The following is a 22,094-nucleotide window of genomic DNA, read 5'->3' on the forward strand; positions in this document are numbered from 1 at the left end:
CTGTGGTTTGCGGTTTTTGCCTGTCAATACCCGGCTTGTTTTAGCAATTCCAGGATCTCCAGGTTAAAAAGGTGTTGCTGGCTCTGCCATGCCGGTAGTCGGGAAATATCCAATTCCACCTGTGTGTCCAGCCTTGTCAATAGTTTTTTAAAAATACCTTTATACTCATAGTGGGAGATTTCACCGGTGATATCAACACCGGTCAGTTTACCGGCGCAGGCTTGTATCAACTGCGCAAGATGGCGTTTTTCAAACACGCCCTGGTCCCAGTTCGTCCTGATCAGATCCTGACGGAAAACATCCTTATCAATGGATAAATATATCCTGCGGGCTGTGGCCAGACGGTCGGCAAAAGCGGCTAACAGTTCATCGGCGGTCTCCGACCGGCGGCAATATTGCCGCCGGCCGAGCCACCCCAGCCAAGGCGCGTCCGGCCCGATACTCCAATAAGTCAGGCGCCTGGCAAGAAAGGGGGTAAGATAATTCTCCCAGGCATGAGACCAAGTAATATCGGCGGAAGTGATGCCGATGACATGCACATGGCTTACCGCTGGCAGCCGGCAGGCCCAGTATATCCAGGAACCGCAGTGAATGCCAAACGGGTAACGCATATTATCCGGGTGATTGTCACAAACCACTATTTCAAACGCTTCACCACTCGCGGATAGCCTTTTTAAGGGAATCAGCGAAAGATGATGGTAGTCGCCGCTTCCCAGAAACAAACAACCATGCTCTGGCGGCAGGGTCAGGTGCTTTTCCAACCGGCCCAGCTCTCTTAATGAGCAGCCGTACCGGACAGATTCCTGCCAGTCCTGAAGCGGCCGCCGGACCTCACTGTCGGCAACACGTCGTACAGAATTGTCAAGATCAAGTACTAACGCTGGTAATGAGTTCCAACTCATAAGGACGCCAATGCCTTGCGGTCGTTTTCGAACAGGTGGCGCAAGGGGTAGAGCAAACGCCTGAGCAGCGGGTTTTCTATCCATACAAGGTGGCGTGTGAACGTGAACTTAGCCCCTAAGGAAGCTTTGACCTCCGGGTCTGTCCATCCGGCAATGTAACACGTGCACCCCTGTTTTAGGGCCAGTTCAAGGTTATAAAGCCAGCTGATGAAATAGAGGTTAAGCTGGCGCGCCAGCGGATATTTGAAGCCAATATATTTGTCGATTAAGGCGCCGTTATGAACCAGACAAATGTTATAGCCCGCTAAAATGCCATTATGGCGATAGGTGATTACCAGGCCATTAAGCTTTTTATTGTTCAGTATAGCCTTAAAGAAATCACGGCTTAACAGGTCGAATTGAACATGGCTTTGCTGAAATACTTCGAGGTACATAGCATAAAATTCATCTAAAACAGTCTCGCGCACAAAAACCGGATCACCAGTAGGCAGGATGTCGGTTGATAGCGAACCGGCAGCTTTTAGCTTGCGTCGTAAATCCTTCCGTCGCCCTGAGGAAAGACGGCTAAGGTAATCGTCAAGGCTGGAAAAATCAATCGGCACATACGCCAGGGCTTGTCCCTCAAGCTCGAAAAAGCCGCGCCTTATACTTTCCTCCACCAAGCGCTGCGAGTATTCGTTTTCTGCCGCGCTTAACAAGGGCGAATCAACCGGCAGGTCTTTTAAGATAGTGAGCGTCTGCCTGCCTGTAAGCTGACTGGCTAGGGTGTCGAACAGACGGTTAGGAGCAATACCTGACGGCAGCGGCGCGTATTCGGTAATGGTGGTGCCGATAAAGCAGGCAGACCAGTTCAGCCAATCGGACCAATAGCGAAACAACGGCAATTTCTCAACCTTAGCTCGAACATCGTTTTCTAATGTCGTCAGAAGACCAAATCTGGTTTTAAAATAAAACAGACTGTCAGCCGCATAACCGGCTGTAAAACCACGAGGCGGATGATAAAGAAAAAGATCAGGGTAAAAGTCCGGTTCAACTAAGTTGAAATACGAATTATTCATAAAAGGCAATCGTTATACTCATACTTTTTCTCCTTGATCAACGATACTGTATCAGTATAAATAGAATCAATACTAAATCCTATGGCTAAATTCTTGCGATTCTCTTGCAATTTTATTGCCAAATAGCAAAAAAAAACGGATTGCTTTCAGCTGTTCCACAGTGAAAGTCAATCCGTTTTCCTATTCGCGTTCAGTAAACTTATAACCGATTCCCCAAATGGTAAGGATGTATTCCGGCGCATCCGGGTTTGGCTCAATCTTTTTGCGGAGCTTGCGGATAAAGGCCATAATATTACTATCTGCCATGAGATAATCTTCCGCCCAAACCGCCTGGTAAATTTGCTCCTTGGTGAAAACCTCCCCCTTGTTTTTCGCAAGAAAATAGAGAATGTCAAATTCCTTGGGTGTCAAACTGACCTCTATCCCGCTATGCAGCACTTTACGGCTCTTGGGGTGAATTTCCAGGGCCCCGGCATAAATGCCATCATCTACGACATTGACGAAATGTTCTCCCTGACCGGTCATTCCCAGCATGAGGGTAGCCACTTCACCCTCCATCAAATCCGCTAATCCCTGGAGCAGTTCATTGGCATACCTGGATTTGGGATGTAAATCTTGCAGGGTATTATACAGGTATTTAGCAAGGGAGGAATCCATCAGGATAAAGCTTGCATTTTTCTTCAATGTGATTCCTCCTTTCTAAATGAGCTCACCATATTTCGCAACGTAGCTTCGTTTCCATACGGTCGTTAACAACATATAACTGGCAACAACAACAAGCAGGAACCCAAAATACCATAGAGGGAGAACCGTTAAGCCCAGGATATTGACTATAGGGGTAAAGGTAAGCCCCGTGAATAGCAGGATGCCGATAATCGTAATCAGCATAACCGGGGTCGATGGTCTGCTTTGCAGGAAGGGTATTTTTTGCGTTCGCAGCATGTGGATAATCAACACCTGTGTCCACATGGATTCCAGAAACCATCCGGTCTGGAAGAGTGCAATATATTGAAACTGCATGGCCGGATCGGTTAACTGTGTATAGAGCAGCCCGCCGGTAAGCGCAGGACAAAGGACAAAGTATAAAAACAGGAAGGTGATTCCATCAAAGATAGAGCTGATGGGACCAAAAAACCGCATAAAACGTCCCAGCGTTTTACCGGACCATTCCCTGGGAGAGGAAAATACCTCCTGATCAACATGATCCCAAGGCAGCACAATACAAAGGATATCATAAAGCAGGTTCAGAAGCAGAATTTGAATAGCCGCCATCGGTAAAAAGGGCAGGAAGGCGCTGGCGCAAACAATGGAAAGAATATTGCCAAAGTTGGAGCTTGCGGTTATTTTGATATATTTGGACATGTTCGCAAAGGTTTTTCGGCCCTCTAAAATACCTTCCTCAAGTACATTTAAATCTTTCTGCAGCAAAATGACATCGGCTACGTCCTTTGCCGCATCAACGGCGGTATCTACGGAGATGCCTACGTCCGCTTCACAGATCGCAGGAATATCATTCAAGCCATCACCGAGAAAGCCTACAGTATGTCCATTCTCCCGCAAGGCCGTTACAATACGTACTTTTTGGCTGGGGCTTAATTCGGCAAAAACACTCGTTTTTTCTACGGCGTACCGCAGTTCCAAATCGGATAAGCGGTTTACGTCTGCTCCGGTCAGCATATTTTCAGAGGCGATGCCAATTCTGCTGCAAATAGAGATGGCAATTTGCTGATGATCACCTGTCAAGATTTTCGTTTCGACTTGCAGATTCTTGAGCTTGGCAATGGACTGAGCCGCCGATTTTTTCGGCGCATCAAAGAAGGCAAGATACCCCAGCAAAACCATGTTGGCTTCGTCTGTCAGAGATACTGTATTTTGATTGCCTAAGTCTTTTCTCGCTACAGCAATCACCTTCATGCCATCTTCCAGCATTTCATCCACCACCGCGGCGACGCTGCTTCTTCCATCTTCTAAAATAGGGTGGACGGTTCCTTGATACTCAACAAACGTGCAGCGGGAAAAAACCGCCTCCACATCGCCCTTCATAATGAGCTGATGACTTCCGTTATCGTCGGCGATGAGTGTACTGACATATTTGCGGGTATAGTCAAAGGGGATTTCATCCACTTTGGTGTATTGCTTGGCTAAAGTCTCATAGTATTCACTTTTTTGAGGCATATTGCGACATTCCAAAATTGCTTTATCGATGGGATTTTTCACACCCGAGTGGTATAAGCTGTTCAGATAGGCAAAACGAAGCACTTCCTTGCTTTCATTGCCAAGGATGTCCATATAATATTCCAATAATATGTTTACATTGGTCAGCGTTCCCGTTTTGTCCATACATAGAATATCCATGCTTCCAAAAACCTGCATGGCATTGATATCTTTAATGATCGTTTGTTTTTTGAACATGGCAGTACTGCCCTTTGCTAGACAGGCCGTGATTACCATAGGAAGCATTTCCGGGGTCAGTCCGACCGCTACCGATAATGCGAAAAGAAAGGCTTCCGTCCAATTGCCTTGTGTAATGCCCGAAATAATAAAGACGATGGGAACCAAAACAATCATAAACCGGAGCAAAACCCAAGCAATTGAGTTGGCGCCTTTTTCAAAGCTGTTGGAAGTAAGCGCATTTGGCTGAATAAAATTTCCGTACAGTGTTTCTTTGCCAACGGCTAATACGATACCTTCGCCTTTTCCGCTGATCACACCCGTTCCCATAAAGACAAGGTTTTCGTACTGTAAAAAGGCCATTTGCTCCATATAGTCATGCTTTCTGCTGGTTTTTTCCAGGATGCCGCTTTCACCCGTGATGGCGGATTGCGAAACAAACAGATCCATGGTATTTATCAAGCGCATGTCCGCTGGTACGCGATCACCTGCGGCTAAATAGACACGATCACCCACCACCAGGTTTTCGGCAGGTATTTTGATAATGACCCCATCTCTTTTTACATTGATATGGGTATGTACCAGCCGATCTAATTGATCGTAGGCATGTTTAGACCGAATTTCCTGGATAAAACGAACCACACCGCTGATAAGAATAATCACGCTGATAATGATCACCGTTGTGGCATTCTTATTTAAACTGTTTGTATGCCATACATCTGTTATGAAGGATACAATGGCCAGCACGAACAAAATAATGGTGAACGGGTTAATAAAGGCCCGGCGAATTCGAAACCATATGGTGTCCGCTTTTCTGGCAAAAATATTGTTATCCCCATATTTTTTCTTCATGGCCTCAACCTGTTCCAACCGAAGTCCGTTGCGTGTGATACCCAAATCGTTATATAGAGCGGCCGTATCACTATGAGCATATTTTTTCATACGATCGTTTAAGAGGGATGCTTTATTCAAAGTGATACCTCCTTCCCACTTTCATTTCATTGTTTTTTAGTATACCATTACTTTCAGAAATAGTTCATCTATGGGACGAATTGTTTTAAACCTGGCGAGAGATACAGGTGGTGTTATATGCTATTAAGAAAGCCATGTTTCCAAATTAATCAATGTATTTTTATTTTAACATACTGTCTTGAGAAAATTTCTTGCATTTTCTTGCGATTTAAAACAACAAAAAACACCAGGCACAAACCGGCCTGATGTTTTCTTCCTTTGTCTGTGAGAACCTACACCATATTTCCCCTACAGCCACTAAACCCAGTAACTACCTGACTTCACGGGCTGTGTTTTCTTTTCTATCGCTTCAAATACTATACCGATTGCTTCGCGGAAGTCCTGTTCATCTTCCAATGGAACTCCTTGGAAATACAGCATTTTGCAAGATGCATGCCCCTTTCCATCGGCCAAAAAGTTTGTATGCAAACACCGGAACGAGTTTAATGATGATACTTATCTATTGCGGGCATGGGAAACTTAGGATTTTGATAGTTATCAATAAGGAACCGGCTCTGTTCCTGGTCAAATAGTATATTATACTGAACCGTATTAACATACGCATCATAGGCGGAAAACGGGTAAATGGCCACCAGATACAAGAACCATTCCGGCCTAATCGCGGCAATGGCCTGAGGAAAGTTGCCCAAAAGTGTCTGATGGACGGCCGGAAGGAGATGGGCCAGGTATGCCATGCCGAGCCACCAGCTTAGCAAATAAAAGCTGGTAGGGATTCGGTGGCTATAAAGATGACCCAGGCCAGGCATGAGCAAGGACCAAGCTGCCGCCACCCAGGGATTTCGTTTTTCGATGAATCCGATGTCCCAGGTGCCGATTTTAAAGGGAATAATGCCTGAATCCTCTCGTGCGGCAAGGAGTGCATATTTGTTTAAATCAACAGTGAGCTGGTAGCTGCTCCAAGTAGCAAAAAGTTGCAAAGGAACATAAAAAAGCAACCACCTGGTATCGAGAACCTGTTTAACCAACGCAGCTTGACCGGTAAACCCATAGATAATTGCCTGGTTAATATGTCCCATGGAGTTTGCGATGGTCGCCGCGATAATCAACAGAAACCCCTTTATATAACTCCCCATAATGAGGAATCCTAGGCCCGGAAACATTGCTGACCAGAAGGCCGTTATCCAAGGGTTTTTTAGGTGCAGCAGATTAATTGTGAGTTCACTTACAATTCCTTTAGGACGGCGTTGATTTCTTATGGACTCAGATTGCTTCTTTTCCATCGCTTACCGCCCCATTTCCTATCGTATTACGCAGTCGGTCTAACTTGCCTACCCCAAAGGCCATATTGTCCCAAAGCACTTTCTCTACCATTTCGTATTGACTGTTGTCGCAACAAACTGTAAGTATTACTTCTGTATTATTGCACTCCCCGGCTTTGACCCGGTTACGAGCTGATTTTGTCTTCTTGTGCCCAAATATCCTTCCATAAAAGTAATCAAGCAGGAAGCCGATAATGGCTCCGCTCAGTAGCCCTATCAAGCCCCAGATAACTGGCCCCCACTCTAAGACAAAGCCATATATAACGCCTAACTCCATACATATTGCTCCCAGAACCATGGCCCCGTCAAATAAGCTCATTCCATCTGCCCGATGAATGGTATCCAGGACCATTCTTTCCTCAACCCTTTTGTCCAAAGGCACTGCCAAGATATGCTCTCTGGCGATCCCGCGCTTCTCCAGATCGGTTATGGCCAATTCAAGAAAGGCCGAATAGTCAAAAGACGCGTAAACGTACAATTAGAACCCACCTTATATTTATTCTGGTACTGGGAAATTTGCACTTTGATAGTTGTCAATTAAGAATCGCTTCTGTTCTTGCTCGAACAATCTGTTATACTCTATCGTGTTTACATAGGCATCATAAATTGCAAATACGTAAATGGAGGGCAGAAAGAGCAGCCATAAAGGATCAGCTACCGTAGTGGCGCCAGCAAAGTCGCCCATTGCAGTGAGGTACACACAGGGAAAAAGGTTTCCCTTGTAAGCGATTAAACTCCACCACACCAGCGTATAGAAACTGGTAGGAACTCTGTGGGTGTATAAATGACCCAGTCCAGGGAATAAAAGGGATAATGCTATCGCCATCCAAGGCTTTCGCTTATCTAAAAAGGCGACTTCCCAATTGCTGATCTTAAAGGGTATCATGCTGGAATTTTCCCTATCAGCCAAAATGGAATATTTGTTTAGGTCTACAGCAAGCCCGTACCCGTCCCAAATGCAAAAGATGTATATCGGTACATAAAAGAGCAACCAATTGATATCTACTACCTGTTTGGCCATCTCAAAGTGTCCTGTAAAGCTATAAAATATCCCCAAATTTAATTTGGCATTGACATTTATAAAAGCTTCCAGGAATATTAAGATAAAGCCTTTGACATAACTTCCCAGGCTCATGTAAGCATAGCCAAGGTAAGAAGCAGACCACCAGGTTATTACCCACGGCGTTCTAAGGTGGATGAAATTTACAGAAATCGGCTTCACGATTCCTTTTGGGCGACGTCGGTTTCTAATGGATTTGTGCTGTTTTTTTTCAGTCATTCTATACTCTTTCATATTTGCTAGGACTGCTGCCAAACGCCTCGTTATTCGAGGGTTAATGTAATATATTATAAAAACCGATTAAGAATAGGCTGGGTTCATCAGGTCGGCGCCAATAAATTATTCTTAATTTTTCCATTAAAGGAAATTTTTATGCAAACTAACTGACTAGCCGGTGAATTTAAACCGAAGATAAAAAAGACGCAAAGGCTATATACCATTTTAAAACAACAAAAACATCAGGCCCAAAAGCCTGATGTTTTCTTCCTTTGTCTGCGGAAACATAAACCATATTTCTCCGCAGCCCTTAAGCCCAGTCCCCGCCTGGTTTTAAGGGCTGTGTTTTCTTTTCAGCCCAACGCAACACTCCACGTGACTCGTCTGCACAAACATATCCATCGCGGCGTTTACTAATTCCCTTACGGAAAGTAGGAACGCCGTTTTTCCTGCCCGGTTCTGTGTTATAAGCAGAAAAATCCTGTATTGGGAAAATACGCTAAAACATATTGACATTCATCTATATAACAGCATACAATAACACATAGATAAACATCTATGCGAGGTGATTCTATGGAAGATATCTATGTTTGCAATGTCGGGCTTTTCAAAGCACTAGCAGATACTAACCGTTTGATGATTGTTGATATGCTTTCCTGCGGGGAGTTATGTGCCTGTAAAATTTTAGAAAAGTTCAACATCACGCAGCCGACTTTATCCCATCATATGAAAATCCTTTGTGACTCTGGCTTGGTAAAAGGGCGCAAAGAGGGAAAATGGACTTACTATTCGTTAGATGAAAAAGTAGTTGAGGATTTCAAAGCATTTTTAAGCAACATCACCAGTAGCAAGGCAGATTGTATCTGTAACCGTGAGGGAGTCTGTAACTGGAAATGAACTCAAGGAGAGATGTGTTATGAAAAAAATGGCTATCTATGAACCTGCTATGTGTTGTGAAACCGGTATTTGCGGTGTTAGTATCGATCCTGAGCTAATCCGTATATCAACCGTATTGAATGCTCTTAAAAAGAATGGTGTGGAAGTAAAACGGCATAACCTGAGCAATGCACCTATGGAGTTTGTCAATAACAAAGTAATCAATCAATATATCAATGAAAAAGGCCCGGAGGGATTACCGGCAGTCCTACTTGATAACGAAATTATCATAACAGGCCGCTACCCTGCCAATGATGAATTCATTAAACTACTTGGCATCCCTGAAAGCTATTTGAGTGAGCCGAAAACTGCCAATAAGGGTGGTTGCTGCTGCTCTGACGGGAAATGCTGTTAAGAAGTAAAAACCTGAAACCATTAGGGGGCAAGAGTATGCAAGCATTTAATCCGCGTGAGATAGCATTAACAAAATATTTGTTTTACACCGGTAAAGGTGGTGTTGGCAAAACTTCTGTCGCTTGTGCTACAGCAGTAACACTTGCCGATAGCGGTAAAAAGGTCTTACTAATCAGCACCGACCCAGCCTCCAACTTGCAGGATGTATTTGCAACAGAGCTTGACAGTAAGGGTAAACCAATTAAGGAAGTGCCCAACCTGTTTGTCGCAAATCTTGACCCCATCCAAGCAGCGGCAGAATACCGCGAAAGTGTTGTCGCGCCTTATCGCGGCAAACTGCCGGATTCGGTTATCGCCAATATGGAAGAACAATTATCCGGCTCCTGTACGGTGGAGATTGCCGCTTTCAATGAATTTTCTAATTTCATCACAAGCGGAACTACGGAAAAGGAATACGACTATATTATATTTGATACCGCTCCCACCGGGCATACCCTGAGAATGCTGCAACTACCCTCTGCCTGGAGTAATTTCATCAGTGAAAGTACACATGGAGCATCCTGTTTAGGGCAGCTTGCCGGTTTGGAAGACAAAAAGGATATGTATAAAAAAGCAGTGGAAACACTGGCTGACGGCAGCAAAACCACCTTGCTGCTTGTATCCCGCCCCGAAGTCACACCGCTGAAAGAAGCAGAGCGGGCATCCAACGAATTGGCGCAGTTAGGTGTTAATAATCAAGTCTTAATTATTAACGGTGAGCTTAGAGAGCATGATGACACCATTTCCGAAAAGCTATATCAGAAGCAGCAAGCCGCACTAGCGGGGTTGCCTGACGGTCTTAAAACCATCACAGGGTATTCCATACCACTGCGCGCTTACAATATTACAGGTATAGAAAATATCCGCGCCTTTCTGACACAAGACCATGCTGTTGTTAAAAGTGAGAGTGTGAATGCACAATCTATCCCCCGCTTGCAAGCTGTTGTTGATGAATTGGCAGCAACAGGCAAAAAGGTGATTTTCACAATGGGCAAGGGCGGCGTAGGCAAAACAACGGTTGCCGCAGCCATTGCCTTAGGCTTATCTGCCAAGGGGAAAAAAATACATCTTACTACCACAGACCCTGCGGCCCACCTTAAATTTGTGCTTGATGAAAATAGTGGTGTCACTATGAGCTATATTGATGAACAGGAAGAGCTTCGGAAATATCAGCAAGAAGTGTTAGATAAGGCTCGGGAAACCATGTCTGAAGATGATGTTGCCTATGTAGAGGAAGATTTACGTTCTCCCTGCACCCAGGAAATAGCAGTTTTCCGGGCGTTTGCGCAAATTGTTGAAAAGTCCGAAGAACAGGTTGTCGTCATTGATACCGCCCCGACAGGCCATACGCTGCTACTCTTGGACGCAACGCAAAGCTATCACAAGGAAGTAAAACGGACACAGGGAGAAATCCCCGAATCAGTGAAAAACCTGCTGCCCCGCCTGAGGAACGCAGCAGAAACTGAGGTTATTATTACTGCCCTTGCCGAAGCAACCCCTGTATATGAGGCCATGCGGCTGGAAGAAGATTTGAAACGTGCCGGTATTCACAGCAAATGGTGGGTTATTAATGCATCGCTGTATCATTCAGGTACCACCAATGCCTTGCTGAGAGCCAAGGCCAGTAATGAAATCGAGTGGATCAACAAGGTTGACAGTCATACAAACGGCAGCTTTGCCCTAATTGGCTGGAGTGCGGATGAATTGCAAGGCGAAAAGCTGCACGCTTTGTAGATGGTAAACAGGTGAATTCTTGCAAGCTATGGGGGGAATAGGAATGAAGCGGCCAGACATGGTAAGCGGTATTAGGCAGACGAAGGAGAGGGTACACGCATGGATTAGCCAAGATGGCCATATTCAATTACCAATATCGCTGGCCGCGGAACAAGCGGCTCTGGTAGTCAGAACTGCCGATGGCTATAGGATTAGTTTATTGCGTCCAGATGTAAAAAAAGTGTATTTGGAGGTTACAACCAAATGCAACTTTTCCTGTATTACTTGTATCCGCAGTTCCTGGCAGGATGAACTGACCCATATGAGCTGGGAAACCTTCAAAAACATAGTAAATAGCTTAAAAGAGTTGCCGGAGCTGACTACGGTTCACTTTGGTGGTTTTGGTGAGCCGTTAATGCATCCGCAGATTTTTGATATGCTGCAGGCAGTAAAAGAACTTGGCCTAAAGGTCGAGATGATCACAAACGGTTCGTATTTGCGGGAAGAAATTCTCCAGCAGCTTATCGAACTAAAGCTGGATATTCTGTACACTTCATTAGACAGCTCTGACGAGGAAGAATATAACGAAATCCGGCCGGGAGCCAATTTTAAGAGTGTTTATCACAATATCGTCAGATTGCAGGAGCTAAAAAAAGAACAAAAGCTTACTAAACCGGAATTGGGTATTGAGTTTGTGGCAATGAAAAAGAATTTTGCCAGATTGCCGAATTTGATCCGGCTAGCTTGGGAACTGGATGCCCGCCAGGTTATAGTCACCAATTTATTGCCTTATCATGAATCCATGAAAGATGAAATTATTTACGATATTGATGATACCGGGTGCCTGTTCGGTCATAACTCGTTGTTGATGTCGGTTAAAGCACAGATGGCAAATATGAAATTACGGACAGAACGGGACTGCAAGTTTATTCAGGACAAAGCCTTATGCATCAACCATCAAGGATTTATTAGTCCCTGCTATGCTTTAATGCACACCTATCATTGTTATATCTATGGACGAAAAAAACAAATGTATCCGTATTACCTGGGGAATGTAAATAAAAAAAGCCTGGCTGCTGTATGGATGGAGCCAGACTATGTCCAGTTTAGGCAGAAGGTCTGCGATTACGATTTTCCGTCCTGTACAGATTGCAGATTGCTTGATGGCTGCAATTATACGGAAAGCAATGAAATGGATTGCTGGGGCAATCACCTTTCATGTGCTGAGTGCCTCTGGTCCCGACAAATAATTGCTTGTCCTTGACTTAATACTACATTCATTTTATAGAGGCTATCGTTGCGTTGAGAGACAGACAATGATAAGTAAGGTTGTATTGCTGTCATTGGTGCAAAACTGGATAATCGGTCCGGTTTTGATGTTTGCAACTACATTATCGTTTACTGCTGCCAGTAATAAATTTGAACTGTCAATTGCAGTAGCCGTAGCCATTTTCGGTATAAATTCCGGTCAGGCGTTTGCCGCAGTTATTGGGCCGCTGATTGAAGTGCCGGTAATGATTGGTTTAGTTAATGTTGCTCTTCGTTTCCGGAAATATTTTTCAGGCAATAATCAACTAATAAATAACAGATAAAGCAGTGCCTATTTACTACAAGGGGCACAACATGTATGGCGAAACTGAAAATTCCAGCGGCTATTCTTCTATTCTCCCGTTTGCCCTTTAGTCTCTTTTTTGGATTCCATTTGAGAAACCAGGTAAATCAGAAATGCAGTTACTGCTAAGGTACTACAGTCTGCCAACGATACCGTGAGGCAAATGCCATAGCGAGAAGTTGTGTCTTATCCCCCATTTCTGCTAAGCCAATGTGTTTATAGTTTTTACCCATTATTGATTAATGGAACGGTAAGACTCCCCATTGGCATAAGGATAATACCAGGCTGTGATGATCCAAGTTTAGTGAAAGCAATTTTTAACGCTTCCTCCAAATCCTTGGCTGGAGTGAAGAGTAACAGCTTGGCAAGCTCCGGCTCCATGGAAGAAACTAAAATAAATTCGGCTTTTTTCATCAGCCGGGTGACGGCATACGCTTTATGTGCTCCTATCTGGAAATCGGCTTTGACGGCAGTTGCTACCTGCTCTGGTGTTACATATTTCTGCATAGTTTTTTCGTATGCTGCTGATCCGGAACCCTCCGCACATTCACCAAGAATAATCACCACACCGCCCTCACGTACCGCACACCAGGCATTATCCATAGTCTTCTGCAATTGATACACGTTGATATCTTTAGGGTAGCCGCCGCAGGAAGCGATTACCAGATCAGCTTCCTTCCTAACCGGAACTCCATACACTTCATTCACAAACCGGCCCGCAACGGCCTTACCCCAATAGGATTACGGATTGCCGCTTTGACTGACTCCACAGGGTCAGGCAAACTCGGATACTCTTTAATACAAAGTTCATCGATTATTAAATCTGCATCCAGGGTGAAGTGGACTTTCGTCTTACCATACTTATAAGCATATTCCCTGTGCATAATCATTGCCCTCCTGTTTTCATAATTGGTGCCCTGTTCAACTTACCGCCCATTTTTAAAAATATAAATATTAACAAACCCGTTTTCAGACCACTAGGCCGGAAAGCGGGTTTTTATCTGCCTTTTACTGTCTGGGAGAGGTTAAGGAACAGGGTTTAGACGTATTAAAATAATTTAATGAACAGGTCCTCTTAAGTTGAGCATTACTACCCCGATGACAATTAACAAGATACCTATACCGCTGTATAGATCGATGGATTCTTGCCAAATCAAGATAGCCACTAATGCAGTCAAAACCGTTCCTAATCCAGCCCAGATTGCATAGACGATATTTAACGGAATAACAGTCATAGCTTGAGCAACTGCATAAAATGAAGCACTCATTCCTACTATAAAAGCAAGACTAGGATAGAGCTTAGTAAAACCTTCCGAATATTTAAGCATAGATGTTGAAAACACTTCTAGTGCAATAGCTATGCCTAAGAAAACATACCCGTTCATTTTATCTCTCCTTAAGTCAAAAAATTAAATGTTTGCGCCTATCTGTTAGAGAAATTGCTGTTTAAAGGCAAGTTTATGGTTTTATCGCTAAATCATTATGTAATCATATAATTACATATTATTATAACATACTCCTTTTTTATGGGCAGATGGTTTCCAGTTACTGCTTGCATATATTCTCCTGTATGTGATATGATCAAATAGGATTAGAGACATGGTAGCATCCATATGGAGTTACACATTCTAGTCTATTGACGGCTAAAACTGCATAGCCTTTGGAGCTCTGCTTGGATTCAAACGAACCGGGACGGAGGGTTCAGAAAGCTCATGATAATGTCGGTAATTGACCGTCCTTATTTTGTTTTCTATGCCTTTCGGCTTCGGCCGAAAGGCTTTTAATTTTTATAAGGAAACTGTATGGAGGGAAAACTAATTGGTTCCTTCCATGAAAGCTATGGCAGCAGTAAAAAACTTTATCAATAAATAATTATATAAGAAAGGAATTGTTACATATGCAACTTTTTGAAACAAGAGCTGAACTTCGCGCATTTCTGAAAGAGGTACGCCAGCGTCAACAAACGGTTGGGCTTGTACCTACTATGGGAGCCTTACACGAAGGTCACCTTTCCTTAATGCGTACGGCCGCAGCAGAAAATGATAATGTGGTGGCCACTATTTTTGTGAATCCAACGCAATTTGGCCCCAATGAAGATTTTTCCAAATATCCCCGTAGCTTGGAGGAAGATGCCCGATTAGCGGCGGCGGCAGGGGTAACTGCCCTATTCCATCCACCGCTAGAAGAGATTTATCACACAGGCAATGCTACCTGGGTAGAGGTTGTTGGAGGGTTAACAGAAAATCTGTGTGGGCGAACGCGCCCCGGACATTTTCGCGGTGTTACGACAGTGGTCAGCCGCTTGTTTAATATAGTTCAGCCGGACAGGGCCTACTTTGGACAAAAAGATGCTCAACAAGTACAAGTTCTCAAACGAATGACAGAAGACCTTTGCTTTGATATCCAAATTAGAGTATTACCCATCATTCGCGAGAGCGACGGACTGGCTCTGAGTTCACGTAATGCATACTTGTCCGTGGATGAACGACAGGCAGCGTTGGTTTTATCCCGCAGTCTCGAACAAGCCAGACATCTTATTGAGGCCGGTGAGCGCGACACTAAAACTATTGTTGAAACTGTTACTGCTTTTATTCAGCAAGAACCGTTGGCTGTTATCGACTATGTTGAGTTAGTCCATCCCGATGATCTCAGGCCCCGTGAGCGGTTAGAAAAAGCAGGGCTTCTGGCATTGGCAGTTCGCATTGGACAAACCCGCCTGATTGACAATGCTATGCTGGAGGTGGCGACATGTTCTTAACCATGTTTAAATCCAAGATACATCGCGCAACAGTGACAGAAGCTAACCTAAACTATATGGGCAGTATCACTATCGATGAAAATTTATTAGAAGCTGCCGATATTTTGCCAGGCGAAAAAGTACAAGTCGTGAACAATAATAATGGCAACCGTCTGGAAACCTATGTTATTGCCGGCAAAGCGGGGAGCGGCATCATCTGCTTGAATGGGGCTGCCGCCCGGCTGGTACAGCCGGGCGATACTGTCATCATTATCGCTTATGCCATGATGACGAGGGAAATGGCCCTCACCTACCAGCCGCGTGTCGTCATGGTAGACGATAAAAACCGCATCATTAGACTCCGTGGAACGGAGCAGCATGGGGAAACTGCCTAAACTGATGTTTCGGTTTGGCAGCGGAAAATGCTCCCCCTTCCAATGATTCCATAATCCTCCACCGCCCGTGAACCCAGGCACCACCTGGCTTTACGGGCGGTGTTTTCTTTTGATGCGTTTGGACAAAGGTTTACAGCACTGACCAGCCCCGCAAGTGAACGCAGAATCGCAACATACAGAACGCACCGGAGGGATTTTGCAAAACATTGCAGAATATAAAAGCAAGAAAATGGAATATCACACTAGGGGGGCCTCTAATGAATTCCCAAAAAATTTCGAGAATACCAAAAATAGGGTTAACTGTCGAAGAAATCCTGGAGAGCACCACCGACGCCTTTTATGCGGTAGATGCCGACTGGCGCTTGGCGTATATCAACCACAGGATGGAAAAATGGTGGCAACGTCCTCGGGAAGAGCTTCTGGGAACCGTGCTCTGGGACCTTTTTCCGGAGCCTGAGACCGTAGGCTGGAAAATGCATCACCGAGCTGCCTGCGAACGCATTGCGGTCCATTGGAAAGCATACTCTCCCAACCTGAAAGTTTGGGTTGACGCCCACGCTTATCCCACATCAGACGGCGGCATCGCCGTCTTTTTCCAGGATATCACCGAACGCACGCAGGCGGAAGCAGAGCGGGATCAGTTGCTCTCTCAAATTGCGGAGGAGAAGGATTGGTTAAGAGCTATCCTGGGCAGTATTGACGACGAGGTGTGGATTGCCGATACGGCAGGTAAAGTGACATTTTTGAACCCAACTGCCCAAAAGGCGCTTGGTCTGCAGTCCGACGGCATGCCGATAGTAGAGATTGTGAATGTACTGGAGATTTTAGAGCCTGACGGAACACCCCGTCTGCGGGTAAACACGCCTTTGCTCCGGGCGCTCAAAGGCGAGACCATCAACGGCGAGGAAATCATACGGCATTTGAATTCAGGCGAACTGAGGTACCGCAGGTTTAACTGTGCGCCTATAAAGGATCGCCTCGGCAATATCACCGGGGCTGTCGCAATATGCAGGGACATCACCGAAGAAAAGCGAACCGGGCAAAAGCTGAAGGACTGCGACGAACGGCAGATATTCCTTTTAAAATTGAGTGACGCACTGCGTCCATTATCTGCTCCGATTGAAATCCATGGCGCCGTTACCCGCACAGCCATGGACTACTTTGGCGCAGACAGATGCTACTACTGTGAGATCGAGGATGATAACGCAGTCATCCGGCAGGATGCTGCCTGCGGTACTTTGCCGTCGGTTGCCGGTGTATATTCCCTTAGCAACCTCCCTATCCATAAAGCCCTTATAGCTGCCGGCCAGCCTTTTACTGTCCGTGACGTGCATACATCAGAGCTAGTGGATGAGAGTCTCAGGCAGCTCTGTATTCAATTGAAAGTAAATTCCTATCTTAATGTACCGGTGGTAAAGGGCGGGAAGCCTGTTGGAATTCTTTATGTTACACAATGCAGCCCTCGTACCTGGACAAACCCGGAAGTGGAATTGGCTATGGAAATCGCCGAGCGCGCCTGGGCAGCGGTCGAAAGAGTGAGGGCTGAGGAGGCGCTGCGGGATAGCGAAAGAAAATACCGCGATCTTTTTGACTCAATCGATGAAGGGTTCTGCATCATTGAGGTCTTGTTTGACGATAATGATCGCCCGCTTGATTACCGCTTCCTTGAGGTAAACCAGGCTTTCGAACGGCAAACAGGGCTTTTAGACGCTGCAGGTCGTTGCATGCGGGATATGGTTCCAGACAATGAGCAATACTGGTTCGACATTTATGGGCGCATTGCCCTCACCGGTGAATCTACCCGTTTTCAGGAGTCGTCTGTAGCCCTTGGCCGTTTCTACGACATCTACGCCTTCCGGGTCGGGAAGCCTGAACAGCGGCAAGTGGCTATCCTGTTCAACGACATCACCGTGCGCAAACAGATGGAAGAACTTCTGCTACGTCAGTCTGAAGACCGCTTTCAGCAGATATTCCAGAAAAGCCCTGATATAATTACTATTGTCCGTATAAAGGATGGCCAATATATTGATGTCAATCAGGCGTTTGTCGATATTCTTGGATACAGCCGCGAAGAGGTCGTTGGCCGGACACCTGCAGAATTAAATATTGTGGCAGATGATAAGAATTGTATTGCCAACGTAGATGAACCTTCCTGCCAAAAGAGCAAGCTGCAAAACTTCCCGGTGAATTACCGGGCAAAATCCGGTGCAGTCATCAACATGTTATGCTCAACAGATCTCATCAAGCTCGGCGTCGAAGAATGCAGACTAATGATACTAAAGGATATTACCAAAGACAAACAATTGGAAGCCGAGCTACACCGCCTTGACCGGCTGAACACCGTCGGCGAGATGGCTGCCGCCATCGGTCACGAGGTGAGAAACCCCATGACCACGGTGCGCGGCTACCTGCAAATGATGCTCAAGAAAGAATACGCCACATACCGCGAGCAATTAACTACCATGATAGAAGAACTCGACCGGGCCAATACCATTATCAGCGATTTCCTGTCCCTGGCTAAGAACAAGACTGCCAAGATGAAAAAACACAATCTAAATGCTGTCATTAGCGCGTTGGTGCCGCTGCTGCAGGCGGAAGCCCTTCATACCGGCCACCAGCTTACTATCAATGCGGGTAACGTTCCGGATTTTGTCATGGATGCGAAGGAAATCCGGCAACTGCTTCTCAACCTAACCCGCAACGCCTTCGAAGCCATGAAGCCCGGCTGTGAGCTGACCATTACAACCAGCTTTGCGAACGGAAAAGTGGTGCTCTCGGTCCGCGACAGAGGCAAAGGCATACCACAATCAGTGCTGGACAAGCTGGGTACCCCCTTCCTGACTACCAAGGATAACGGCACCGGTTTGGGGCTTGCGGTCTGCTACCGTATCGTCGAGCGGCACGGTGCGAAGATCGATGTGGAGACTTCGCCGGCAGGAACGACTTTTATCATCAGTTTTCCGACTGAAAATTTCCAATAAAGCACTTATAAGATTTCTACATACCCTTCTGTTCCATGCACACGAATTCGCTCTCCATCTTTTATCAGCTTGGTAGCATTTTCTACTCCGACAACTGCCGGTAAGCCATATTCACGGGCGATTACTGCTCCGTGGGTCATCAGTCCACCAACTTCGGTGACTAGTCCTTTTATGGATACAAACAAGGGTGTCCAGCTGGGGTCAGTAAAAGCGGTGACCAATATATCTCCAGCTTCCAGATCAGCAGCTTCCAGATTTAAGATGATACGTGCCCGCCCTTCTATCACTCCGGCAGAAACAGGCAGCCCGATAATAGCTTGGGCGGGGAGATTTTCTCGTTTGTACTTACCTGTGATGATTTCGCCATCAGACGTAATAACACGTGGGGGAGTTAGTTTTTCATATACCTTGTACTCGTCTTTTCGCTGGCTGATGATCGGATAGTTCAGTTTATTGGTGCGTACGGTTTCGCGAAGTTCTTCCAAAGTAAGATAGCAGATATCTTCTTTGTCCTGAATAACGCCTGCTTGCACCAGTTGTTCGGCTTCTTTCAGTAAGGCCTGCTTATAAACGAAATAGCGATTAATCATTCCGTACTTTGGATATTCTCTAAACCCGCTGAAGTTCCGGATCAGGTCGATCATTCGTTTTGTTTCTTCGGCTTTTTGTTCACCATCCGGTAATTGCTTCAATCGGTCTAATAACTCCTGTTCTTTTTTCAAAGCTTCCCTTCGCCCTTGCTCAAATTTCCGCTTGCTGGCATTAGGCTCAAAGTTTTTGATGTTGCTGAGAATCATGGGGACAAGTATAGTTGGCTTTTCACTCCAGCGAGTTTTCGTAATATCGATTTCCCCGACACATCGCATTCCGTATTTATTGAGATAAGCATAGATGGTGTCTTGGGTTGCCTGACCACCATCAAATTTAACTATTTCTTCCAAAAAGTCATCTTCTGTTATATGTTGCAAATACTCGATTATTTCCGGATAAGGACGAATCACATCTGCAACATCCAATAGTTCCAGACCCATTTCCGAAGTAATATTGTTTGATACAGATTGAGAAAGTGTGTCGGCTGCGTTTTTTTCACCTAACCACTTCAGCATGGTTTCATTAATCCATGCTGAAGCTTCCATAGCAGCTATAATCACAGCCAAACTTTGTGAGTCAAATAAAATCTTCTTTAACTGCGGGATATCTTCCAGGATAAAGTCAAATAAATCTGAGCCTGATTTTGTTCGGATATTTCGTTTTAGCTCTGCTATCGATGCTTGACTACGCTTAATCAAATCAAAAACAATGGTCGGATCGTATTCTATTTGTGCAAGAGAACCCGAAGACAGCATATCTTGCTTGTTGTTACCGGAACTTTGGTCTTTGTTATCAGCTGGTGATAATTTTATGAAATCTCCTCGCTCAATTATGGTCATGAGTGCGTCTTTTATGAGCGGATCGGAGTGTCCCATAGCCTCTAATAAAATGTCTCTGCTATCGGATGAAGCCAGATTATCTGTGACATCAACAAACAATCTTCCACCAGCTTTACACATGGGTGCATGAGTCGTTAACAGAAAAAAAGATAATCCCAATGGCTTCATGGGATCGGTCATCATTTGTTGATGACCGACAGATACATAGACGTGATTTTCCTGGGTCTTCGCTTCAGGGATGGGGTATAAAGTGGTGATTGGCCGACTCTGGACAATATAAAAGCTATCATCAGCCAGACTCCATTCAATGTCCTGGGGATGACCGAAATGTTCCTCGATCTTTCTGCCCATGCGCGTGAGACTCAAAATCTGCTCATCTGTCAGCACTTGGCTATTCTGCCGTTCAGGCGGGGTCTCCTGCACTTGCGTACCGCCAGCTTTTAAGGCATAAACAGCCAGCTTCTTGGCGGATATCTTTTTATCGATAACCTTGCCGTTACACACTTTATAGATATCGGCATTCACCAGGCCGGAGACCAAGGCCTCGCCAAGGCCGAAGCCGGCATCAATGGATAACACCTTCCTATTCGAAGTGAGGGGATCGGCAGTAAACAAAATGCCTGCCGCCTGTGGAAAAACCATTTTCTGAACAACCACAGACAGGTGGCCTTTACGGTGGTCGAAGCCGTTTTGAAGGCGGTAAGTTACTGCCCTTTCGGTAAACAGCGATGCCCAGCACTTGCTGATATGCTTTAGGATTGCCTCCTTGCCGATAATGTTCAAATACGTATCCTGCTGGCCGGCAAAGGAGGCTGTCGGTAAATCCTCTGCCGTGGCGCTGGATCGTACTGCATAGGCATCTTTTTCACCAAATCTGGAGAGAAAGCCAGTGATGTCTTCACTAATATCTTTAGGGATGGCTATCGCTTCGATGACTTGGCGAATCCTGACGCTGATTTCAGCGATTCTCTGTCTGTCGTCTGCCTTTAGAAGGGACAATTGATCCAGCAATAGGTTAAACTCAGGCGATTGATCAATTATTCTTTTATACGCTTCGGTAGTAACACAAAAACCATCCGGTACCCGTATCCCCTCAATCCGGGATAACTCCCCCAGGTTAGCGCCCTTGCCACCGACTGCCATAAGCTTTGTTTTATCAATCTCCTGCAAACCAAGCACATACGAATTCGTACAGATTCCCCCTTCGCTGTTTGTTGTCAAAACCAATCAGGCAGCCGCATTTACCAGGCGATAAACGCTTGCAGTCTCTATGAGAGTTATTGTTGCAGACCTGCCAATTCTAGTTTCTGCGCCTTTAATTCACCAACAACTTTTTAACTGTAACAATATCATTACCGGAAACCAATAACGCAAGATTATTAAATATCTTTTGCTCATCCCAATTCCACCATTGAAGCTTTAACAACAGTTCAATCATTTCGTCGCTAAATCTCTTTTTTATCAATCGGGCCGGGTTGCCGCCGACGATCGCATAAGGTTCTACATTTTTTGTTACGGTCGCATTGGCGGCAATAATTGCGCCGTCACCAATCTTAACTCCCGGCATAATCGTAACCTTCTGCCCAATCCATACATCATTGCCGACCACTGTATCCCCTTTAAACGGCAGCTGCTCCACGGCAGGTGCCGCCTTCTCCCAGCCGCCGCCGAAGATATTGAACGGATAGGTTGTAATACCGTCCATACGATGGTTCGCTCCATTCATAATAAAGGTTACACCTTCAGCAACAGCACAGAATTTCCCAATGATTAGTTTATCCCCAAGAAACTCATAATGATGCTGGATACATTCGTAGAAATTCTCGGGAGGGTTTTTGTTGTCACTGTAATACGTATAATCGCCAATCTCCACATTTGGCTTAGCTGGCAGGTTCTTGATATAGCAAACTGTTTTAATATTTTCGTTGGGATATAGCTTGGTTTTATCTGGCGCTATCGGCATATTGGCACTTCCTTTC

At 45.3% G+C, this 22,094-nt stretch carries 21 protein-coding genes; 8 read left to right on the forward strand and 13 right to left on the reverse strand.

The features are described from left to right. Positions 1–23: 23 nt before the first annotated feature. The 7 genes from SPSPH_RS12815 to SPSPH_RS12845 all read right to left on the reverse strand — a co-directional run bounded on the left by SPSPH_RS12815 (position 24) and on the right by SPSPH_RS12845 (position 7,921). Positions 24–902 (reverse strand): hypothetical protein, encoded by an 879-nt coding sequence (locus tag SPSPH_RS12815; protein ID WP_075756782.1) that lies wholly within the window; start codon positions 900–902, stop codon positions 24–26. Further along, the gene (locus tag SPSPH_RS12820; RefSeq protein WP_075756781.1) at positions 899–1,960 is read right to left on the reverse strand and encodes a GNAT family N-acetyltransferase; all 1,062 of its coding nucleotides are present in this window, start codon (positions 1,958–1,960) and stop codon (positions 899–901) included. Before SPSPH_RS12820 ends, SPSPH_RS12815 begins: the two co-directional genes overlap by 4 nt. 180 nt (positions 1,961–2,140) lie before the next feature. Further along, positions 2,141–2,644, reverse strand: coding sequence for a winged helix-turn-helix domain-containing protein (locus SPSPH_RS12825; protein WP_075756780.1), 504 nt, complete (start codon positions 2,642–2,644; stop codon positions 2,141–2,143). A 15-nt stretch (positions 2,645–2,659) separates the two neighbouring features. Then, on the reverse strand, positions 2,660–5,323 hold the full coding sequence (gene mgtA, locus SPSPH_RS12830) for a magnesium-translocating P-type ATPase (RefSeq protein WP_075756779.1): 2,664 nt from the start codon (positions 5,321–5,323) through the stop codon (positions 2,660–2,662). A gap of 482 nt (positions 5,324–5,805) precedes the next feature. After that, a complete protein-coding gene (locus tag SPSPH_RS12835; protein WP_075756778.1) occupies positions 5,806–6,603 on the reverse strand; it encodes a hypothetical protein in 798 nt (265 codons plus the stop codon). Beyond that, entirely contained in the window at positions 6,584–7,120 is a 537-nt protein-coding gene (locus tag SPSPH_RS12840) for a hypothetical protein (RefSeq protein WP_075756777.1), read from the reverse strand. Before SPSPH_RS12840 ends, SPSPH_RS12835 begins: the two co-directional genes overlap by 20 nt. Before the next feature lie 18 nt (positions 7,121–7,138). Next, positions 7,139–7,921: a hypothetical protein gene (locus SPSPH_RS12845; protein ID WP_181382923.1), complete on the reverse strand. Its 783-nt coding sequence runs from the start codon at positions 7,919–7,921 to the stop codon at positions 7,139–7,141. 570 nt (positions 7,922–8,491) lie between these two features. Between SPSPH_RS12845 and SPSPH_RS12850 the strand changes: the two genes are divergently transcribed. Genes SPSPH_RS12850 through SPSPH_RS12870 form a run of 5 tightly spaced genes read left to right on the forward strand, consistent with a single transcriptional unit; the run spans position 8,492 to position 12,552 of the window. Then, entirely contained in the window at positions 8,492–8,815 is a 324-nt protein-coding gene (locus tag SPSPH_RS12850) for an ArsR/SmtB family transcription factor (RefSeq protein ID WP_075756776.1), read from the forward strand. A gap of 19 nt (positions 8,816–8,834) precedes the next feature. Then, positions 8,835–9,209, forward strand: coding sequence for an arsenite efflux transporter metallochaperone ArsD (gene arsD, locus SPSPH_RS12855; protein WP_075756775.1), 375 nt, complete (start codon positions 8,835–8,837; stop codon positions 9,207–9,209). Between the two features lie 35 nt (positions 9,210–9,244). After that, positions 9,245–10,981, forward strand: a complete 1,737-nt coding sequence (arsA, locus tag SPSPH_RS12860) for an arsenical pump-driving ATPase (RefSeq protein WP_075756774.1) — start codon at positions 9,245–9,247, stop codon at positions 10,979–10,981. A 43-nt stretch (positions 10,982–11,024) separates the two neighbouring features. Then, a complete protein-coding gene (locus SPSPH_RS12865) occupies positions 11,025–12,224 on the forward strand; it encodes a tungsten cofactor oxidoreductase radical SAM maturase (protein WP_075756773.1) in 1,200 nt (399 codons plus the stop codon). Between the two features lie 52 nt (positions 12,225–12,276). Continuing rightward, positions 12,277–12,552 (forward strand): arsenic resistance protein, encoded by a 276-nt coding sequence (locus SPSPH_RS12870; RefSeq protein WP_269147948.1) that lies wholly within the window; start codon positions 12,277–12,279, stop codon positions 12,550–12,552. A 145-nt stretch (positions 12,553–12,697) separates the two neighbouring features. Here SPSPH_RS12870 and SPSPH_RS12875 read toward each other — a convergent pair whose 3' ends face one another. The 4 genes from SPSPH_RS12875 to SPSPH_RS12890 all read right to left on the reverse strand — a co-directional run bounded on the left by SPSPH_RS12875 (position 12,698) and on the right by SPSPH_RS12890 (position 13,957). Continuing rightward, a complete protein-coding gene (locus SPSPH_RS12875; protein ID WP_075756772.1) occupies positions 12,698–12,805 on the reverse strand; it encodes a TMEM165/GDT1 family protein in 108 nt (35 codons plus the stop codon). Beyond that, the gene (locus SPSPH_RS12880) at positions 12,798–13,280 is read right to left on the reverse strand and encodes a hypothetical protein (RefSeq protein ID WP_181382922.1); all 483 of its coding nucleotides are present in this window, start codon (positions 13,278–13,280) and stop codon (positions 12,798–12,800) included. Before SPSPH_RS12880 ends, SPSPH_RS12875 begins: the two co-directional genes overlap by 8 nt. After that, on the reverse strand, positions 13,277–13,456 hold the full coding sequence (locus SPSPH_RS12885) for a hypothetical protein (RefSeq protein WP_075756771.1): 180 nt from the start codon (positions 13,454–13,456) through the stop codon (positions 13,277–13,279). Before SPSPH_RS12885 ends, SPSPH_RS12880 begins: the two co-directional genes overlap by 4 nt. Before the next feature lie 174 nt (positions 13,457–13,630). Then, positions 13,631–13,957 (reverse strand): DMT family transporter, encoded by a 327-nt coding sequence (locus SPSPH_RS12890; protein ID WP_075756770.1) that lies wholly within the window; start codon positions 13,955–13,957, stop codon positions 13,631–13,633. 512 nt (positions 13,958–14,469) lie between these two features. Here SPSPH_RS12890 and panC point away from each other — a divergent pair. The 3 genes from panC (at position 14,470) to SPSPH_RS12905 (ending at position 18,685) form a co-directional block, all read left to right on the forward strand. Further along, positions 14,470–15,330: a pantoate--beta-alanine ligase gene (panC, locus tag SPSPH_RS12895; RefSeq protein ID WP_075756769.1), complete on the forward strand. Its 861-nt coding sequence runs from the start codon at positions 14,470–14,472 to the stop codon at positions 15,328–15,330. Beyond that, a complete protein-coding gene (gene panD, locus SPSPH_RS12900; protein WP_075756768.1) occupies positions 15,321–15,704 on the forward strand; it encodes an aspartate 1-decarboxylase in 384 nt (127 codons plus the stop codon). The genes panC and panD overlap by 10 nt, the downstream gene beginning before the upstream one ends. Before the next feature lie 257 nt (positions 15,705–15,961). Further along, on the forward strand, positions 15,962–18,685 hold the full coding sequence (locus SPSPH_RS12905; RefSeq protein ID WP_075756767.1) for a PAS domain S-box protein: 2,724 nt from the start codon (positions 15,962–15,964) through the stop codon (positions 18,683–18,685). Between the two features lie 5 nt (positions 18,686–18,690). Here SPSPH_RS12905 and ppsA read toward each other — a convergent pair whose 3' ends face one another. Next, on the reverse strand, positions 18,691–21,342 hold the full coding sequence (ppsA, locus tag SPSPH_RS12910; protein WP_233139108.1) for a phosphoenolpyruvate synthase: 2,652 nt from the start codon (positions 21,340–21,342) through the stop codon (positions 18,691–18,693). A gap of 88 nt (positions 21,343–21,430) precedes the next feature. Further along, positions 21,431–22,078, reverse strand: coding sequence for a Vat family streptogramin A O-acetyltransferase (locus SPSPH_RS12915; RefSeq protein WP_075756766.1), 648 nt, complete (start codon positions 22,076–22,078; stop codon positions 21,431–21,433). Positions 22,079–22,094: the final 16 nt, after the last annotated feature.

This window comes from Sporomusa sphaeroides DSM 2875 (assembly GCF_001941975.2).
Lineage (GTDB): Bacteria > Bacillota > Negativicutes > Sporomusales > Sporomusaceae > Sporomusa > Sporomusa sphaeroides.

Bases quoted from the DNA above. Each gene is read 5' to 3' on its own strand.
- SPSPH_RS12815 (WP_075756782.1), bottom strand. From the start codon at position 902: ATGAGTTGGAACTCATTACCAGCGTTAGTACTTGATCTTGACAATTCT.
- arsA (WP_075756774.1), top strand. From the start codon at position 9,245: ATGCAAGCATTTAATCCGCGTGAGATAGCATTAACAAAATATTTGTTT.
- panD (WP_075756768.1), top strand. From the start codon at position 15,321: ATGTTCTTAACCATGTTTAAATCCAAGATACATCGCGCAACAGTGACA.
- SPSPH_RS12915 (WP_075756766.1), bottom strand. From the start codon at position 22,078: ATGCCGATAGCGCCAGATAAAACCAAGCTATATCCCAACGAAAATATT.
- SPSPH_RS12885 (WP_075756771.1), bottom strand. From the start codon at position 13,456: ATGCACAGGGAATATGCTTATAAGTATGGTAAGACGAAAGTCCACTTC.
- SPSPH_RS12865 (WP_075756773.1), top strand. From the start codon at position 11,025: ATGAAGCGGCCAGACATGGTAAGCGGTATTAGGCAGACGAAGGAGAGG.
- SPSPH_RS12870 (WP_269147948.1), top strand. From the start codon at position 12,277: ATGATAAGTAAGGTTGTATTGCTGTCATTGGTGCAAAACTGGATAATC.
- SPSPH_RS12845 (WP_181382923.1), bottom strand. From the start codon at position 7,921: ATGACTGAAAAAAAACAGCACAAATCCATTAGAAACCGACGTCGCCCA.
- SPSPH_RS12875 (WP_075756772.1), bottom strand. From the start codon at position 12,805: ATGGGTAAAAACTATAAACACATTGGCTTAGCAGAAATGGGGGATAAG.
- SPSPH_RS12820 (WP_075756781.1), bottom strand. From the start codon at position 1,960: ATGAATAATTCGTATTTCAACTTAGTTGAACCGGACTTTTACCCTGAT.
- arsD (WP_075756775.1), top strand. From the start codon at position 8,835: ATGAAAAAAATGGCTATCTATGAACCTGCTATGTGTTGTGAAACCGGT.
- SPSPH_RS12905 (WP_075756767.1), top strand. From the start codon at position 15,962: ATGAATTCCCAAAAAATTTCGAGAATACCAAAAATAGGGTTAACTGTC.
- SPSPH_RS12890 (WP_075756770.1), bottom strand. From the start codon at position 13,957: ATGAACGGGTATGTTTTCTTAGGCATAGCTATTGCACTAGAAGTGTTT.
- SPSPH_RS12835 (WP_075756778.1), bottom strand. From the start codon at position 6,603: ATGGAAAAGAAGCAATCTGAGTCCATAAGAAATCAACGCCGTCCTAAA.
- panC (WP_075756769.1), top strand. From the start codon at position 14,470: ATGCAACTTTTTGAAACAAGAGCTGAACTTCGCGCATTTCTGAAAGAG.
- SPSPH_RS12850 (WP_075756776.1), top strand. From the start codon at position 8,492: ATGGAAGATATCTATGTTTGCAATGTCGGGCTTTTCAAAGCACTAGCA.